Origin of the sequence: Microbacterium sp. Kw_RZR3, assembly GCF_029222405.1 — a bacterium.
In the GTDB taxonomy this organism is placed as follows: domain Bacteria; phylum Actinomycetota; class Actinomycetes; order Actinomycetales; family Microbacteriaceae; genus Microbacterium.
Genome location: NZ_JARHXC010000138.1, coordinates 1 through 16,236, shown reverse-complemented (window position 1 = coordinate 16,236; position 16,236 = coordinate 1). Strand labels below are relative to the sequence as shown.

The following is a 16,236-nucleotide window of genomic DNA, read 5'->3' as shown; positions in this document are numbered from 1 at the left end:
CACACCCAGGTCCCTGAGCCTGTCGAAGGGACCGAGACCCATCGAGACCACCGGAGGCTTCGACAAGCTCAGCCACCTCCGCCGGGGCGACCTTCCGCGCCGCCGCCCACCTCTCCCACACGACCGTCGCGAGACGCGGGTCCGCGCCGATCGGGGCGGTGGTGAGATCGGCATCCGCCTTCTCGATCACCCGGGAGAAGTGCCCGGGCGCGAGGACGTAGCTCGCCGCGACGGTACGGTGACCGGCTTTGCGCGCCACGTGCACGGCATCCGGGATCCGCGGTTCGGATGCCGCGGCATACGCCGTCACGACGGGACCGGCGATCCCGGCCTCCGTCATCAGCTCGGCCATCCGCTCGACGTCCACGACCGCGCCGGGGCGCGTGGAGCCCGCCGCGGCGAGCACCACGGTGTCGTCCGCGCCGGCGCCGGTCGCGCGCACGCGGTCCACGAGGATCTCGGCGAGCACGGGGTGCGGGCCGAGCGCGGGAGCCACGGGAAGGCCGTCCGCCGCCTCCACGAGGTCAACCTCGGTGTGGTACCCCGTCGACAGCAGCAGCGGCACGATGACGATGTCGTCCGTGCGCTCGCGCGCGGCCGCGACGACGTCCGTGACGTAGGGCCCGTGCACGTCGACGTAGGCCTCGTGCACCTCGACGCCCGGGGGCGCGGTCTCGCGCAGCACCTCGAGCAGCTCGCGCACGACGACGCGCCCCTCCTCGAATCTCGTGCCGTGCGCGCAGGCGATGAGTACGGCGGTCATGCGTCCTCCTCGTCGATCACGTCGAGCCGGTAGCCGCGCTTGTACACCGTGCGGATGAGGTCGAGCTCGCCGAGCGCCTCGCGCGTGCGGGCGACCGCGACCTCGACGGCGTGTCCGCTCGCCTCCGAGCTCGACAGGGCCGCGATGAGGTCGGCGCGCGAGACCACTGCCCCGGGCTGCCGGCCGAGCGCGCGCAGGATCTCGACGCCCGTGCGGGGCAGGGGCGTGAAGACGCCGTCGAGCACGATCCCGGACGACCGGATGCCGAGGCGCCCCGCCGTGGTGGGGATGAGCGGGGCGTCCGCCCCGCCGTAGTGCGTCACGACGGAGCGCACGAGCGCTCCGAGCCGACCACGATCGGGGATGAGCGGGGGGATCCCCGCCTCGATCAGCGGACCCGCCGTGATGGGGCCGACGGCGGCGACCAGCACGTGCCCGCGGGCGGCACGGGATGCCACCCCGTCGAGCGCGTCTGCCCGCTCGGCCGCGAGGATCCATTCGCGAGCCGCGGGAGCTGAGGTGAACAGGACGGCGTCGATCTCTCCGCGCGCGACCTGCTGCGTCGACGCCGCGACGACCTCGGGGTCGGGCGGCGGACCCCACCGGTAGATGGTGAGGCTGGTCACGCGCGCCCCGGCGGCTTCGAAAGCCTCATCGAGGCCGTCCGCGCCGGAGCCGTGGTGCTGGACGGCGACGTGGAGCCCCTCGATCCCCTCGGCGACGAGGAAGTCGCGGAGCTCTGCCGCCGTCTCGCTCTCGGCGACCCAGTCGGCCTCGAATCCTGCCTGCTGGATCGCGCCGCGCGCCTTGGGTCCGCGCGCGACAATCCGCGCGGCGTCGAGCACGGGGGCGAGAGTGTCGTGGAGTCCCGCCTCGTCCGCCGTCTCCATCCACGCGCGAAATCCCACACCCGTCGTGGCGACGACGACATCGGGAGGGTCGTCGACGAGAGTCCGGGTCTGCGCGATGAGCTCCTCGTCGTCGACGTGCGGGACGATCGTGAGCGCGGGCGCGACGCGCACGCGCGCGCCGTGGCGCTCGAGCGCGGCGGACAGCTCCCCCGACCGGCGATCGACGGGAAGAAGCAGGGTGCACCCCTGGAGCACCGTGCTGATCGTCCGCGCGGGTGTCGTCACCCGATCCCCTCGCTCTGGGCGACCGTCACCGGGAGCAGCAGGTCGGGCCGGGCGACCTCGCCGAACACCAGCACCGCGGGGTTGGCGAGGCGATGGATCTCGGCATCCTGGATCGCGGTTCCGAGCGTGGTGCGGATCGTGCGCTGCGCGGGCGTGTGGCCGTTCTCGACGAAGGCGACCGGCCGCGTCTCGGGAGCACCGGCGGCGCGGGCGGCGGCGACGAACCGCGGCAGGGCGCTGACACCCATCAGCGCGACGACCGTGGCGCTGTCGTCGCGGAGCGCCGCGAGTGTCGCTTCGCTCGGGGACTCCTGACCGTTCACAACGTGCAGGGTACCGGCCACGCCGCGGTGGGTCACGGGGATTCCCGCGGCGGACGGGACGGCGATCGAGCTGGAGATCCCCGGGACGACCTCGACGGGGATGCCGGCCGCCCGGCACGCGATGACCTCTTCGCCGCCGCGTCCGTAGACGAACGGATCGCCGCCCTTGAGTCGCACGACGCGCAGGCCCCGAGCGGCGCGGTCGACGATCAGGGCGTTGATCTCGTCCTGCGGGACGGGGTGGTGCTGGGGGCGCTTGCCGACGTCGATGAGCTCGACGTCGTCGCCGAGCTCGGCGAGCACGCCGGTGGGTCCGAGCCGGTCGTGCACGACGACGTCGGCCTCGGCGAGCAGCGCGCGAGCGCGCACCGTCATCAGATCGACCGGGCCAGGGCCGCCGCCGACGAGCGCCACGCTCCCCACGAGCGGGCGACGTCGGCGGCGGAGCGGAAGGGCGCCTTCGGCGAGGCGCTGGGCGATGGCGTCGCGCACGGCGACGGTGCGGCGCGGGTCGGCACCCGCGGTCGACACGACCCCGACCATCACATCGCCGCTCGTGGTCTCGGCGGCCAGGCGTGCGGTGCCCTTGCCGCCGTGGCCGGCGTTGACGCACCACACGCGGCGCGCCTCGGCGGCGGCCACGACGTCGGAGTCGACGGATGCCGAGCCCGTGGCCGTGTGGCAGAACCAGGCGTCGTCGAGGTCTTCGGGCTCGAAGGAGCGTTCGTGCCACTCGATGTCGCCGGCGACGGCGAGCGCCGTGAGCCCCGCGGTCGCGACCGGGGCGATCAGACGCACTCGGGCTCCCGCCGCGCGGAGCCGCGCGATGCGCTTCTCGGCGACGGAGCCGCCGCCGACGCACACGACGAGACGGTCGGTGAGGTCGAGTCCTGCGAGAGCGATCATCGGGGGTCCTTTCCTGCGCCAGCGGCATCAGCCGCGGGGGCGAGCTTGACGAACACGACACCGTCGGTCACCGCGACCGGGTGGACCCGTACGCTCTGCGGTTCCTTGCCCTGCGTGTCGAGGCACACGCCGGTACGCAGGTCGAAGACCTGCTTGTACATCGGGGATGCCACAGTCGGCACGCCCGCGCGATCGCCGACGATCCCGCGCGACAGGATCGCCGCCCCGCTGAACGGGTCGATCTGGTCGGTCGCGAAGATCCGGCCGTCGTAGGTGCGGAACAGCGCGATCTGCCGCCCGTCGACGAGGGCGGCCGCTCCGCGCTCGACGAGAAGGTCGTCGACGTGGCAGATGCGGGTCCAACCGGGAGCGGCGGGCGAGGCGGGGGCAGGTGCGGCGGTGGCCCCGGGCATGGCGGCCGCGGGAGTCTCGGCATCCGGAGTCATGGCATCCGTCCTGGTCGCGTTCACGATCGTCACGAGCGCACCGCCAGCGTCGTGCCGCCGATGAACACCGCGCCCGAGGTGCGCTCCTCGGCCGTGGCGGGGCGGGGCTGACCGCGCTCGCTCACGTAGGCGAGCGTGGGGTCGGCCGTGTCGGGGGCGTTGACGAAGCTCTGGAACCGCTTGAGCTTCTCGGGGTCGGCGAGGGTCGCGGCCCACTCGTCCTCGTAGTTGTCGATGTGGGCGGCCATCGCCCGGTCGAGGTCTTCGGCGATGCCGAGGGTGTCGTCGAACACGACGCCCTTCAGCGCCTCGAGGCCGCCCTCGTAGTCCTCCATCCAGGGCGCGGTGCGCTGCAGCCGGTCCGCGGTGCGGATGTAGAACATCAGGAAGCGGTCGATCGCGCGCAGCAGCCCCTCGTCGTCGAGGCCCTCGGCGAAGAGCACCGCGTGGCGCGGGGTGAAGCCGCCGTTGCCGCCGACATACATGTTCCAGCCGGCCTCGGTCGCGATCACGCCGACGTCTTTGCCGCGGGCCTCGGCGCACTCGCGCGCACAGCCCGAGACGCCGAACTTGATCTTGTGCGGCGAGCGGAGGCCCCGGTAGCGCAGTTCGAGCTGCACGGCCATGCCCACGGAGTCCTGCACGCCGTATCGGCACCAGGTCGAGCCGACACACGACTTCACCGTGCGCAGCGACTTGCCGTACGCCTGCCCCGACTCGAAGCCGGCGTCGACGAGGCGCTTCCAGATGGCGGGCAGCTGCTCGAGGCGCGCCCCGAACATGTCGATGCGCTGGCCGCCGGTGATCTTCGTGTAGAGCCCGAAGTCACGGGCGACCTCACCGATCACGACGAGCCCCTCGGGCGTGATCTCGCCGCCCGCGATGCGCGGAACGACACTGTACGTGCCGTCGCGCTGGATGTTCGCCATCACGTGGTCGTTGGTGTCCTGCATCGTCGCGAGCTCTCCCTCGAGCACGTGCTCCGCGTACAGGCTCGCGAGGATGCTCGCGAGAGCCGGCTTGCAGATGTCGCACCCGCGTCCGGTGCCGAAGCGCTCGACGATCGCGGTGAAGGTTCGAAGCCCCGAGATCCGCACGGCGTCGAAGAGCTGCGCGCGGGTGAACGAGAAGTGCTCGCACAGCCCGTTCGAGACCTCCTTCCCGGATGCCGCGAGCTCGGTCGCCACGAGCTTCTTCACGAGCGTGAAGCACGAACCGCACGCAGCCCCCGCCTTGGTACAGGCCTTGACCTCGGCGGCATCCGCGCAGTCGTGCTCCGTCACGGCGCCGCGGACGGTGCCGGCGGTCACGCCGTTGCAGGAGCAGACGATCGCGTCGTCGGGCAGGTCGCCCTGCGGGGCCGGGGCGAGGTCGCTCGGCATGAGGTAGGCGGCCGGGTCTCCCCCGAGCGCGCGACCGACGAGCGGGCGGAGCGAGGTGTACGCCGAGGCGTCGCCGACCAGGATGCCGCCGAGCAGCGTTCGCGCGTCGTCGCTCAGCACGAGCTTCTTGTAGACGCCCGAGACCGGGTCGGCGTAGGTGACGTCGAGGGCGTTCGGGGTCTCGGCGAACGCGTCGCCGAAGCTGGCGACCTCGACGCCCGAGAGCTTGAGCTTGGCCGACGTGTCGAAGCCGTCGAACGCGGCCTCTCCCCCGAGCAGGCGGGTCGCGGCGACCTCAGCCATCGCGTATCCGGGGGCGACAAGGCCGATGCACTGCCCGTCGAAGCTCGCGACCTCACCGATCGCGAGGATCGAGGGGTCAGACGTGTCGCAGCCCGCGTCGATCACGACACCGCCGCGGGCGTCGACCGCGAGGTCCGCCGCGCGGGCGAGCTCGTCGCGGGGGCGGACCCCGACGGTGAAGACGACGATGTCGACGGCCTCCCACGTGCCGTCACGGAGCTCGAGGCCGCACACGGCGCCGGTCTTGTCGGCATCCACCCGGGTGGTCACCGACTGCGTGCGCACCTCGATGCCGCGCGCCTCGATGAGCCGCTGCAGCGCCTTCGCGCCGCCGAGGTCGAGCTGCGCCGACATGAGCCGCTCGTTCGACTGGAGCACGAACGGCGAGACGCCCTCGGCCTGGAGCGCACCGGCAGCTTCGAGGCCGAGCAGGCCGCCGCCGACGACAGCGCCGCGCAGGGGCCGGCCGAGCTGCGCGGAACGCTGCGCGATCCAGGCGCGCATACCGGCGACGTCGTCGAGCGTGCGGTAGACGAAGCAGCCGCGGTGGTCGAAGCCGTCGAGCGCGAGGCGCGCGGCGTAGGAGCCGGTGGCCAGCACGAGACGGTCGTAGTCGTAGGTGGACCCGGCCGCGGTGGTGACGGTGCGCGCCGCGCGGTCGATGGTGGTGACGCGCGCGTCGGTTTCGACACGCACCCGCTCGTGGTCGAGCACCGCGGGGTCGAGCGTGAGATCGTCGGGGGTCTTGCCGCTGAAGATCCCGGTCAAGCCGACGCGGTCGTAGGGTCCGCGGGCCTCGTCGCCGAGCACGGTGATCTCCCAGCGGCCGTCTGTGTCTCGGCTGGTGAGGCTCTCGACGAAGCGATGCGCCACCATCCCGGCGCCCACGACCACGACGGATCCGGATGACGCGGGGTGGAGCATGCCGTCACCGTACGCGGCGGACTTTGCCGACGCGTCTGCGGCGTGTTTCGTTCCGGTTGCGGGGTTCGAGCGGGCCATGCCCCGACGCTAAGCAGCCGAGGTTTCCCCCGCCGTCGCCCCGGCGTTACCCCCGGCGAACGTTTCTCTCACGCGGGGCTGTCGTTCGTGTGAGGTTTTGCCGGCGGCATCCGGTCCCTTGGACTAGCTCAGGGACCTCCGCCCAGGTGGCTGAGCCGACGCGCGAGGTGGCCGCGCCCGCAAGCAAGGTGGCTGAGCCCGTCGAAGCCACCGCAACCCGCAGAACGCCCGGACCCTTCGACAAGCTCAGGGACCTCCGTAGGTGGCTGAGCCCGTCGAAGCCACCGCAACCCGCAGAACGCCCGGACCCTTCGACAAGCTCAGGGACCTCCACCGAGGTGGCTGAGCCCGTCGAAGCCACCGCAACCCGTTACTCGACCGGCTCCAGCACGAACACCTCGATGCGGCGCTCGGTCTTCTTCTGGTACTCGTCGTAGTCGGGCCACACGGCGACCGCGCGCGCCCACCACTCGTCGCGCTCGGCGCCCTCGGCCTGATGCGCGTCGTACTCCTTCTTCACGTCGCCGTCCTGCAGCGCGACGCGAGGGTTCTTCACGAGGTTGTAGAACCACGCGGGGTGCGCGGGAGCCCCACCCTTGGATGCCACGACCGCGTACTTTCCGTCGTGCTCGACCCGCATCAACGCGGTCTTGCGGAGCCCTCCGGTTTTGGCCCCGACCGTGGTGAGGACGATGATGGGTACGCCCCGCAGCTCGGCGGCTTCCCGGCCTCCCGAGGCCTCGAACGCTTCGGCCTGCTGGCGGGCCCACTCGCTGGTGCTGGGCAGATACTCTCCTGAGAGCGACATGTCTCCCACGATACGTCGGCGTCTTCCCCTCCGGTCTAGCCCCTTCCCCCTTTTTCTGGAGCCTTCATGAGCGCTTCTGCTCCCGAGACCACGGCCGCCCCCGAACCGAAGAACGGCCTCGACCGGTTCTTCGAGATCACCGCCCGCGGTTCGACCGTCGGCGCCGAGGTCCGCGGCGGCGTGGTCACGTTCGTGACGATGGCGTACATCGTCATCCTGAACCCGATCATCCTGTCGGGGACCCCCGACGTCTCCGGCAACGCCCTCGGCTTCCCCCAGGTCGCGGCCACCACCGCCCTCACCGCCGGCGTCATGACGATGCTCTTCGGCCTCGTCACCCGCCTGCCGTTCGCTTTCGCCGCGGGCCTGGGCATCAACTCGTTCCTCGCGGTCGGCATCGTCGGCGGGGTCACCTGGCCCGAGGCCATGGGGCTCGTCGTCATCAACGGCCTCATCATCGTGTTGCTCGCCGTCACCGGGCTTCGTCGCATGATCTTCGAGGCCGTGCCGCTGGCCCTGAAGACCGCGATCACCGTCGGCATCGGTCTCTTCATCGCGTTCATCGGCTTCGTCGACAGCGGCCTGGTCACTTCGACCGGGCTCAGCTCGCCGCCGGTGGGCCTCGGTGTCGAGGGCTCGATCGCGACGATCCCGACCGCGCTGTTCGTGCTGACGCTCGTCATCACCGCCGTGCTGCTGGTGCGCAAGGTCAAGGCGGCACTTCTCATCGGTCTGCTCTCGGGCACGATCATCGCGGTGATCGTCGAGGCGGTCGCGCACCTCGGCGCCCGCTCCGACGTCAACCCGGGCGGCTGGAGCCTGAGCGTTCCGACGCTTCCTGCGCAGCTCGTGAGCCTGCCCGACCTCTCTCTTGTCGGTCAGGTCGACCTCGTCGGCTCGTTCGGCCGGATCGGCGTGCTCGCCGCCCTGATGCTCGTGTTCACGCTCGTCTTCACGAACTTCTTCGACGCGATGGGCACGATGACCGGTCTCTCGCGCGAAGCCGGTCTCGCCGCTCCCGACGGCACGTTCCCGCGCCTGCGCTCCGCGCTGGTGATCGAGGGCATCGGCGCCGTGGCGGGTGGAGCGACCTCCTCGTCGTCGAACACCGTGTTCATCGAGTCGGGCTCCGGCATCGGCGAGGGCGCCCGCACGGGCCTCGCGAACGTCGTCACCGGCGGCCTGTTCCTGCTCGCGATGTTCTTCACCCCGCTGACGAGCATCGTTCCGACCGAGATCGCCGCCGCGGCCCTGGTCATCGTCGGCGCGCTGATGATGGCGCAGATCCGCCACGTCGACCTCAGCGACATGTCGGTGCTCATCCCGGTGTTCCTCACCGTGACCGTGATGCCCCTGACCTACTCGATCGCCAACGGCATCGGCGCGGGGTTCGTCAGCTGGGTCCTGATCCAGGCACTGTCCGGTCGCGCCCGCCGGGTCAGCCCGCTGCTGTGGATCGTCGCCGCCGGCTTCGTCGTCTTCTTCGCCCGAGGGCCGGTCGAGGCGCTGCTGGGCTGATCGCCGCCCTCTTTCGGGGCCCGGATGCCATGGCATTCGGGCCCCTCCCCGGAGGGGCACGTCATGGCGACCGCATGCTCACGCCTCCCCGCGATCCCCCAGCGAGGGACTCAGGAACGGGCTGTACGAACCAGGCGTCGCGAGCAATCCTCCATCGACCGGCAGCGTCACACCGGTTACGAAGGACGCTTTGGGCGAGCAGAGCCAGGTGACGGCCTCAGCAACTTCCTCGGCCGTGCCGAAACGGTGCAGCGGCTGGGGCGCCAACATCATTTGCTGCAACGGCTCCGGCGCCGATTGCATGAGAGGCGTCCAGATCGCTCCCGGGGCCACCGCGTTGATGCGGACGCCGAGATTGGCATACTCGCCGGCCGACACCTTGGTCAGCCCGACCACAGCATGCTTCGTCGCGACATACGGGCTGGTGAGCGCCGTGCCGGTCAGCCCCGAGACGGAGGCTGTATTCACGATCGCGCCGCCGCCGTGGTCCTGCATATGGCGCAACTCGTGCTTCATGCACAGCCACACCCCCTTGATGTTGACGTCGAAGACCCGGTCCCAGGCCTCCTCCTCCACGTCGGCGGTGAATCCCTCGGCGACCGTGCCGGCGTTGTTATGGGCGAAATCGAGCCGTCCATACGTCGCGATCGTCGTATCGACGAGACGCTCGACGTCCTCGCCCCGGGCGACATCCACGGGCACGAACCTCGCCTCACCCCCCGCCGCGATGATGAGCCGAACCGTCTCTTCGCCCCCTGGCCGGGCGCGTTCCAGATCGGCCACCACGACGGACCCGCCGGCAGCGGCGAAAGCGAGAGCGCTCGCGCGCCCGATCCCGCTGGCGGCACCGGTCACGAGCCCCGCTTTGCCGTCGAACCAGCGCGACTTAGACACCTTTGGCCTCGTCGACGTTGTCGCTACTGATGACGGTGCCCTTGATGTTGATCAGCGGCGGCAGGTCGCCGCCCTGCTTCGTCAAGATGTCGTAGGCCGCATAGATGGCCTGCGTGCTCAGCGCGTCGGAGTCGAGGAAGTAGCTGAATGTCACAGCACCGCTCTTCACCGACTCGACGTCGGTGACAGATCCCGCGTTCATGCCCGTGATGATCTTGCCCTTGGCGATGTTTCCGGCCGCGATCGCGGCGAGTGAGTTGTAGGTCAGGATCGCGTCGACGTTCGGGTACTTCGTGAGAATGTCGCTCGCGGCGGTGGCCGCCCCCGCGGGATTGTCGGTCTGTGCGTCGACCCGGCCGAGGAATTTCAGCCCGAACTTCTCGCCCCAGTACTCCTGCCGATCGCCCACGTACTGCAAGGACGGGATCGGCAGACCGACATTGAGCACGGCGAATGTCGCACCGGGCTTCTTCTCTGCCACCGCTCGGACGATCGCATAGGCCTCATCGTCGTAGGCGTTGCCGATCGAGGCCGAGACGCCCGGGATCGGCTGCTGAGTGAAGTCCCACGGCGTCGCGAACGCCACCACGGGCACGCCCGCCTTGTTCGCCTTCTCGATGGAGTTGCTCCACGATTCGGGGTTCAGCGGGTAGCCGACGATCACGTCGACACCCTGTGTGAGGAGTTCGTCGAACTGGGTCACCTGCAGCTGGGCATCGAGATTGGCGTCCTTCGCGATCATGGTGCCGCCCAGTCCCTCCGTGACCTTCTGGGCGACCTCTTGCTGGTAGTGCGTGACGGGGTACGCGTCGAACGGACTGAGGTAGCCGACGACGAACGACTGCCCCGGGACCTTCTCCGGCGTCGGAAAGCTGTCCGGGTAGCCGGCTTCCGGGCCGTCATACGGCACGTCGACGAACTCGGCGGTCGAATCGCCGGCGGTGCCTGCCGGGGCGGAAGCCGTGCTGCACGCGGCCAGAGAGATACCTACTGCCGTGACGGCGATGATGGCGCCGAAGCGGACGCGGCGGGGTCGGGTCATTGCTGCCTACTCCTCGTTGAGTGATGATGACGCCCCACGCTAGGTCAGGCCTCGTCGCACACACCATGAGATAGTTCGACCGCCATTGATAGCCGAAGTCGTGCCGGATGAACGTCGGCATCGTTCACGCTTTGACTATCGATCCGTGACGAACTTCGTCAGAGACCTGGGCGGTTTCTTCCCCTACATTCGGTCGCGTTGCAGCCACCGTGCTGATCGACCTCACTGGAGAGGGCGCGAATGAGTCATTTGAATCTGACGGGCATCACGAAATCTTTCGGCGGGGTCCACGCTCTGCGCGGCGTGGACTTCGCGGTGTCCGAACGCGGCAGCGTGCACGGCCTCATCGGCGCGAACGGCTCGGGGAAGTCGACGCTGCTCGGCGTGCTGTCCGGGCAGGTCAGCCCGGACTCGGGCACTGTGTCGCTGCACGGGGAACGCGTGGAGTTCCGCGATCCGGCCCATGCGCTCTCGCACGGCATCGCGATGGTGTCACAGGAGTCGGCCCTGGCACCGCACCTGTCCGTCGCGGAGAACATCCTGCTCGGCCGTCGGCTCGAACGTTCCTGGTGGGGCATCGACTGGAAATCGACCAACCGTCGCGCCCGCGATGTGCTCGCACGTCTCGACCTCGACTACGACCCGACCATCGCCGTGTCGCGCTTGCGTCCAGACCAACGCCAGATGGTCGAGATCGCACGAGCGCTCTCGATCGAGACCTCGATCCTCATCCTCGACGAGCCGACGAGCTCGCTGAGCGACGACCAGGTTCGATCGTTGTTCGCCGCGGTCCGGCGGTTGAAGGGGCACGGCGTCTCGACGGTGTTCGTCAGCCACCGTCTCCCGGAGCTGTTCGAACTCTCGGATGAGATCACCGTGCTCCGCGACGGACTCACGGTGGCCACCGGACCGACCGGGGCGTTCGACCAGGCCACGCTCGTGGATGCCATGGTCGGAGCGCCGAAGGCTTCCCGCCCCGCAGGACGACGGAGCCGCCGCGCGGCGGTTCCCGAAGCCGTCCCGCGGATCGAGGTGCGCGGCGCGAGCTCACCCCGCGCCTTCACCGATGTGAGTCTCACGGTGCAGGCGGGCGAGATCGTCGGCCTGGCCGGTCTCACGGGTGCCGGGCGGGGCGAGCTCCTGGAGTCCCTCTTCGGCTCACGCCCCTTCACCGGAGACGTCGCGCTCAACGGCACATCGCTGGCGGGTTCCCGTCCGGATGAGGCCATCTCGGCTGGTGCCGGCTACCTCCCCCCGGATCGCAAGACGGAAGGGGTGGTGCTGCAGCGCAGCATCGTCGACAACCTGTTGATGGTCAGCACCCGCGACCGTCGGCGCCTCGGCGCCCCGCGGGCTACCGACACCGCGTCCGCCGCGACGCTGGCGAAGCGGATGTCGATCAAGGCGCCCGACCTCGGCTCCACGGTCGGCTCGCTTAGCGGCGGGAACCAGCAGAAGGTCGCGATCGGCAAGTGGCTCGGCGCCGAGAAGTCGGTCCTGCTGCTGGACGAACCGACGCGCGGCGTCGACGTCGCCGCCAAGCACGAGATCCACTCCCTCCTGCGTGACGCGGCGGACCGGGGCACCGCGCTCCTGGTCAGCTCGTCCGAGACCGACGAACTCCTCGAACTGTGCGATCGCATCCTCGTCATGCACGCCGGCGTGATCGTCGCCGATGTTGCTTCGGCAGATGCGACCGAACCCCTCATCACCCGATTGGCTGGAGGCCACCTATGACCATCGAACCGACCACCGCCGCACCGCCCGCTCTGGCGCGCGTCTGGGCGGGAACGAGGCTGTTCCGGCCGGTTCTGTTCCTCGTGATCGCCATGCTGCTCATCTTCGCGATGACCCAACCGGTGTTCTTCACCGCCGGCAACATCGCCAACGTCCTCACCGCGGCCGCGCCGCTCTGGGTGGTCAGCATGGGGATGACCCTGGTGGTCGTCACCGGCGGCGTCGATCTCTCGGTGGGGGCGACGGCCGCCCTGACCGGGATCTTCCTCGCCAAAGCCGTCGAAGCGGGACTGCCGGCGGCGCTCGCGCTCCCGGCGAGCGTCGTGGTCGGTGCCGTCGTCGGCGCTGTGGCCAATGGCCTCTTCATCGGGTGGCTGCGGTTGTCGTTCTTCGTGGTCACGATCGCCTCGATGACGACCATCACCGGCATCGTCAACCTGTGGTCGAACAGCAAGTCGTTCTACTTGACCGATCCGCTCTTCTCGCAACTGTCCGGCGGCGGGCTCCTCGGCATCCCGTACCCGGTGTGCCTGATGATCGTGGTGTTCGCGCTGTTCCTCTATCTCGAGCGGCGCACGTTCTTCGGCCGCGACGTGTTCGCCGTCGGCGGGAGCTTCTCGGCCGCCCGACTCTCGGGCATCAAGACGACCCGGACGATCGTGCTCGTGTACTCGGTGTCGGGTGCGCTGGCGGGTGTGGCCGGGGTGCTCTCCAGCGCTCGCGTCGGCGCCGCGACGCCTCAAGTCGACCCGAGCCTGCCGCTCCTGGCGGTCGCGGCGGTGCTCCTCGGGGGGACGAGCCTGCTGGGAGGCCTCGGCAGCGTCGTGGGTACGGCGCTGGGCGTCCTCTTCATCGCCCTCCTGCAGAACGGATTGAGCATCGCGGGCATCGCGAGTTTCTGGCAGCAGGTGATCACGGGCGTCATCCTCGTCGCCGCGGTCCTCGGTGACCGGATCTCGGCGCGGCGCCGGCCCTCGCGCCGGCAACGTGCCGCTGACGCTCGAGCGCAGGCCGAAACTCGCACGGATGCCACCCCCACCGCGACGCCGTCTGCCCAGACGCAGTCCACCGGCGCTCGATGACGATTGGAGCGCGTGTGATCGAGGGTGACGACCTGTCGTCGATCGACTACGACCGGATCTTCGGCGTCCTGTCCGACTGCGATCCCGCGCGCGATCTCGCGAGCTTCCGCGAGGCGCTTCTGGAATCCCTGGGGCGGCGGTTCGGGCTCCGCACGACGACGTTCTTCACCGGTTCATCGTTCGCCGCCATCTGGGCGGACCCGCACCCGCTCGAAACCCGGAGCTCCGTGGGAATGCTCGCGCCCTACCAGGACGGCTGGTACCGGAGCGACGTGTTCGCCTCACCGGAGGCGGCGGCACTGCTCCGGCGCACGCGAGTCGCGGGGCTCGGCGAACTCGGCCGGCTTTCGCACCGGTCTCACGAGTACCTGCACCGCTACCTGTACCCCGGCGGCTTCCGCGCGGCCACGGCGCTTCACCTCGACGCCGGAGGGGGGCGGCAAGCCGTCGTCGGGATCTTCAAGACCGAGCCCACGCTGCGCGAGCAGCAGGAACTGGCCGCTCTCCGGCGCCTCGCCGGACCTCTCAATGCCCTCAGCCGTGCGCTCGCCCCCGCTGATGCGCCGAACCTCTCTCACGATCGACTCTCCTCGCTCGCGCCGCGGCAGCAAGAGGTGGCGCGCCTGGTCGCCGACGGCCTCTCGAACGCGGAGATCGCGGCGCGCCTCAATCTCACGGAGGGCACGGTGAAGAAGTACGTCAGCGCGATCCTCCTGGCGACCCAACTCCGCTCGCGCACGCAGCTCGCGCTGCTTGTCGGCACCCGCCGACACAGGTAACTTTCGACCACTTCAGCGACACCTGCACCTTTCCGACACTGGTGAGACCACGACGACGTGAAGAAAGGGATTCACCATGACGCGCATGCGTTTCGGAATCGTGCAGACCCCGCTGCACTCCTCGAAGATCAACCCCACCCTGGCCATGCGCCAGGACCTCGAACTGATGCAGCATCTCGATCGGCTCGGCTTCGACGAAGCATGGATCGGTGAGCACCACTCGGGGGGCAGCGAGATCATCGGCAGCCCGGAGATCTTCATCGCCGCTGCCGCGGAGGTCACCAGCCGCATCAAGTTCGGGTCCGGCGTGACCTCGATCAGCTACCACAACCCGCTCTGGGTCGCCGACCGCTTCGTCCAGCTCGACCACCAGACACGCGGACGTGTGATGCTCGGCGTCGGGCCCGGGTCGCTTCCCTCCGACTCGTCGATGATCGGGCTGACCCCGACCGACACCCGCGAACTGCTCTCGGACAACATCGACATCATCCTGCGTCTTCTGCGAGGCGAGACGGTCACCGCGACCACCAAGACCCACACCCTCGTCGATGCGCGGCTCCAGCTGGCGCCGTACTCGGAGCCGCTCTTCGACATCGTCGCGGCCGGTGTCGTCTCCCCGACGGGACCGCGGCTGGCCGGAATGCACGGCCTCGGGCTGTTCTCGATCGGCGCCACGATGACCTCCGACGGTTTCGATGCGCTCGCGCACGCCTTCGGCATCCAGCAGGAACGGGCCGCGGAGTACGGCAAGACCGTCTCGCGCGACCAGTGGCGTCTAGCGACGCTGTTCCATCTCGCAGAGACCCGGGAGCAGGCCTACAAGGACGTCGCTTACGGCATCGAGGAGTGGTTCCGCTACTGGAAGGATGTCGTGGCCTTCCCCCAGATGGCGGTCGAGGGCGAGAACGTCCGCGAGATGATCGACTTCATCAACGACAACGGCATCGGCGTGATCGGCACCCCGGACGACGCCGTGCGACAGATCCAACGCCTCGAGAAGCAGACCGGCGGCTTCGGCGCTCTGCTCGTCTTCGGCAACGACTGGGCGGATCGGGCGGCGACGTTCACCTCGTACGAGCTCTTCGCTCGTCACGTCATCCCGGCGTTCCAGGGGCACCTCGCCACGGCCGCGGCGTCCCAGGCGCACACTGCGGCCATGCGCGAGGAGCAGACCAAGCAGCACCTGGCGGCGATCTCGCACATGACCGAGAAGTACGGCGCCGAAGTCGCTGCGAAGGCGTGACGGCGATGATCATCCGAATCGGAAGCACCGGCGACCCGGCGGGCGTGGAGCTGGTCGAGGCTGACGTCTTCGATCGGCTGCACGTGGAGGCGGAGGAGGGTGCGACACGCGCACAGATCGATGACGCCCTTCGGCGTGCCCGCGCCGGCTCGTTCGACTACGGGGTTGCGCAGCCCGTCATCGACTCGGGGTGGATCCGTCACCATGCTCACGACGACACCGCATGGACGACGTCGTTCGAGGCGATGCTCGCGTTCGCTCAGTCCCGGGGCTGGTACTCCGCGGAAGGGGGCACCATCCAGGCGCACGTCGAGTCTCGGCCGTCGGCGGCCGTCAGCGCCGACGAGTTCCGCGCCGCGTTCCGCGGGTATCCCGCGGGTGTCGCCGTCATCACGGCCGACGACGGCACCGGGCCCGTCGGTCTCACCGCCACCTCGGTCATTTCCGTGAGCGCCCAGCCACCGCTGGTGGTGTTCTCCGTCTCTCAGGACTCGTCGAGCTCTCCCACGCTCACGGCGGCGAGCTCGGTCGTCGTGCATCTGTTGGGCTCGCGCGATCTGTGGGCGGCGAAGCTGTGCGCCACGAGCGGTATCGACCGCTTCGCGGACACGTCGCTGTGGAGCCGCCTGCCCACCGGCGAGCCCTACTTCCCGACCACCACCCGATGGTTGAGGGCCGATGTCGTATCGACGTCGGTGGCGGGCACATCGACGATCGTGATCGCCCACGTGGTTGAGACAGGGTCATCGTGTGACGGGGAGCAGGACTCCGAGGCTGCCCCCCTCGTCTACTACAACCGCACGTGGCACGCGTTGAGCGGGCATTCCGAGCTCGAGGTACGAGCGGGCTGAGCCGCCCCCGCCCCGCTGCCG

Annotated in this window: 14 protein-coding genes; 6 read left to right on the top strand and 8 right to left on the bottom strand. The window is 69.7% G+C overall.

Features of this window, described 5'->3' with window-relative positions:
• The 6 genes from P2P98_RS07440 to P2P98_RS07415 form a co-directional block, all read right to left on the bottom strand.
• A partial coding sequence (locus P2P98_RS07440) for a CbiX/SirB N-terminal domain-containing protein (protein ID WP_275798620.1) occupies positions 1-763 on the bottom strand: 763 nt, incomplete at its 3' end.
• Positions 760-1,899 (bottom strand): uroporphyrinogen-III synthase, encoded by a 1,140-nt coding sequence (locus tag P2P98_RS07435; RefSeq protein ID WP_275798618.1) that lies wholly within the window; start codon positions 1,897-1,899, stop codon positions 760-762. The genes P2P98_RS07435 and P2P98_RS07440, both read right to left, overlap by 4 nt.
• Positions 1,896-3,128, bottom strand: a complete 1,233-nt coding sequence (gene cobA / locus P2P98_RS07430) for a uroporphyrinogen-III C-methyltransferase (RefSeq protein ID WP_275798616.1) — start codon at positions 3,126-3,128, stop codon at positions 1,896-1,898. Before cobA ends, P2P98_RS07435 begins: the two co-directional genes overlap by 4 nt.
• A complete protein-coding gene (gene nirD, locus P2P98_RS07425) occupies positions 3,125-3,541 on the bottom strand; it encodes a nitrite reductase small subunit NirD (protein ID WP_275798626.1) in 417 nt (138 codons plus the stop codon). Before nirD ends, cobA begins: the two co-directional genes overlap by 4 nt.
• A gap of 62 nt (positions 3,542-3,603) precedes the next feature.
• Complete coding sequence (gene nirB / locus P2P98_RS07420) at positions 3,604-6,183, bottom strand: nitrite reductase large subunit NirB (protein WP_275798624.1); 2,580 nt, start codon at positions 6,181-6,183, stop codon at positions 3,604-3,606.
• Positions 6,184-6,631: 448 nt separating this feature from the next.
• Positions 6,632-7,069, bottom strand: a complete 438-nt coding sequence (locus tag P2P98_RS07415; RefSeq protein WP_275798614.1) for a nitroreductase family deazaflavin-dependent oxidoreductase — start codon at positions 7,067-7,069, stop codon at positions 6,632-6,634.
• Between the two features lie 66 nt (positions 7,070-7,135).
• Between P2P98_RS07415 and P2P98_RS07410 the strand changes: the two genes are divergently transcribed.
• Positions 7,136-8,587, top strand: a complete 1,452-nt coding sequence (locus tag P2P98_RS07410; RefSeq protein WP_275798612.1) for an NCS2 family permease — start codon at positions 7,136-7,138, stop codon at positions 8,585-8,587.
• Positions 8,588-8,665: 78 nt separating this feature from the next.
• Here P2P98_RS07410 and P2P98_RS07405 read toward each other — a convergent pair whose 3' ends face one another.
• A complete protein-coding gene (locus tag P2P98_RS07405; RefSeq protein WP_275798610.1) occupies positions 8,666-9,481 on the bottom strand; it encodes a glucose 1-dehydrogenase in 816 nt (271 codons plus the stop codon).
• Positions 9,474-10,523 (bottom strand): sugar ABC transporter substrate-binding protein, encoded by a 1,050-nt coding sequence (locus tag P2P98_RS07400; protein WP_275798608.1) that lies wholly within the window; start codon positions 10,521-10,523, stop codon positions 9,474-9,476. The genes P2P98_RS07405 and P2P98_RS07400 overlap by 8 nt, the downstream gene beginning before the upstream one ends.
• A gap of 240 nt (positions 10,524-10,763) precedes the next feature.
• Between P2P98_RS07400 and P2P98_RS07395 the strand changes: the two genes are divergently transcribed.
• From P2P98_RS07395 to P2P98_RS07375, 5 genes are all read left to right on the top strand, one after another.
• Positions 10,764-12,260, top strand: coding sequence for a sugar ABC transporter ATP-binding protein (locus P2P98_RS07395; RefSeq protein ID WP_275798606.1), 1,497 nt, complete (start codon positions 10,764-10,766; stop codon positions 12,258-12,260).
• Positions 12,257-13,342, top strand: coding sequence for an ABC transporter permease (locus P2P98_RS07390; RefSeq protein ID WP_275798605.1), 1,086 nt, complete (start codon positions 12,257-12,259; stop codon positions 13,340-13,342). The genes P2P98_RS07395 and P2P98_RS07390 overlap by 4 nt, the downstream gene beginning before the upstream one ends.
• Positions 13,343-13,356: 14 nt before the next feature.
• On the top strand, positions 13,357-14,121 hold the full coding sequence (locus P2P98_RS07385) for a LuxR C-terminal-related transcriptional regulator (protein ID WP_275798603.1): 765 nt from the start codon (positions 13,357-13,359) through the stop codon (positions 14,119-14,121).
• Between the two features lie 76 nt (positions 14,122-14,197).
• Positions 14,198-15,364: an LLM class flavin-dependent oxidoreductase gene (locus P2P98_RS07380; protein WP_275798601.1), complete on the top strand. Its 1,167-nt coding sequence runs from the start codon at positions 14,198-14,200 to the stop codon at positions 15,362-15,364.
• A gap of 5 nt (positions 15,365-15,369) precedes the next feature.
• A complete protein-coding gene (locus tag P2P98_RS07375; protein ID WP_345799711.1) occupies positions 15,370-16,215 on the top strand; it encodes a flavin reductase family protein in 846 nt (281 codons plus the stop codon).
• Positions 16,216-16,236 lie beyond the last annotated feature (21 nt).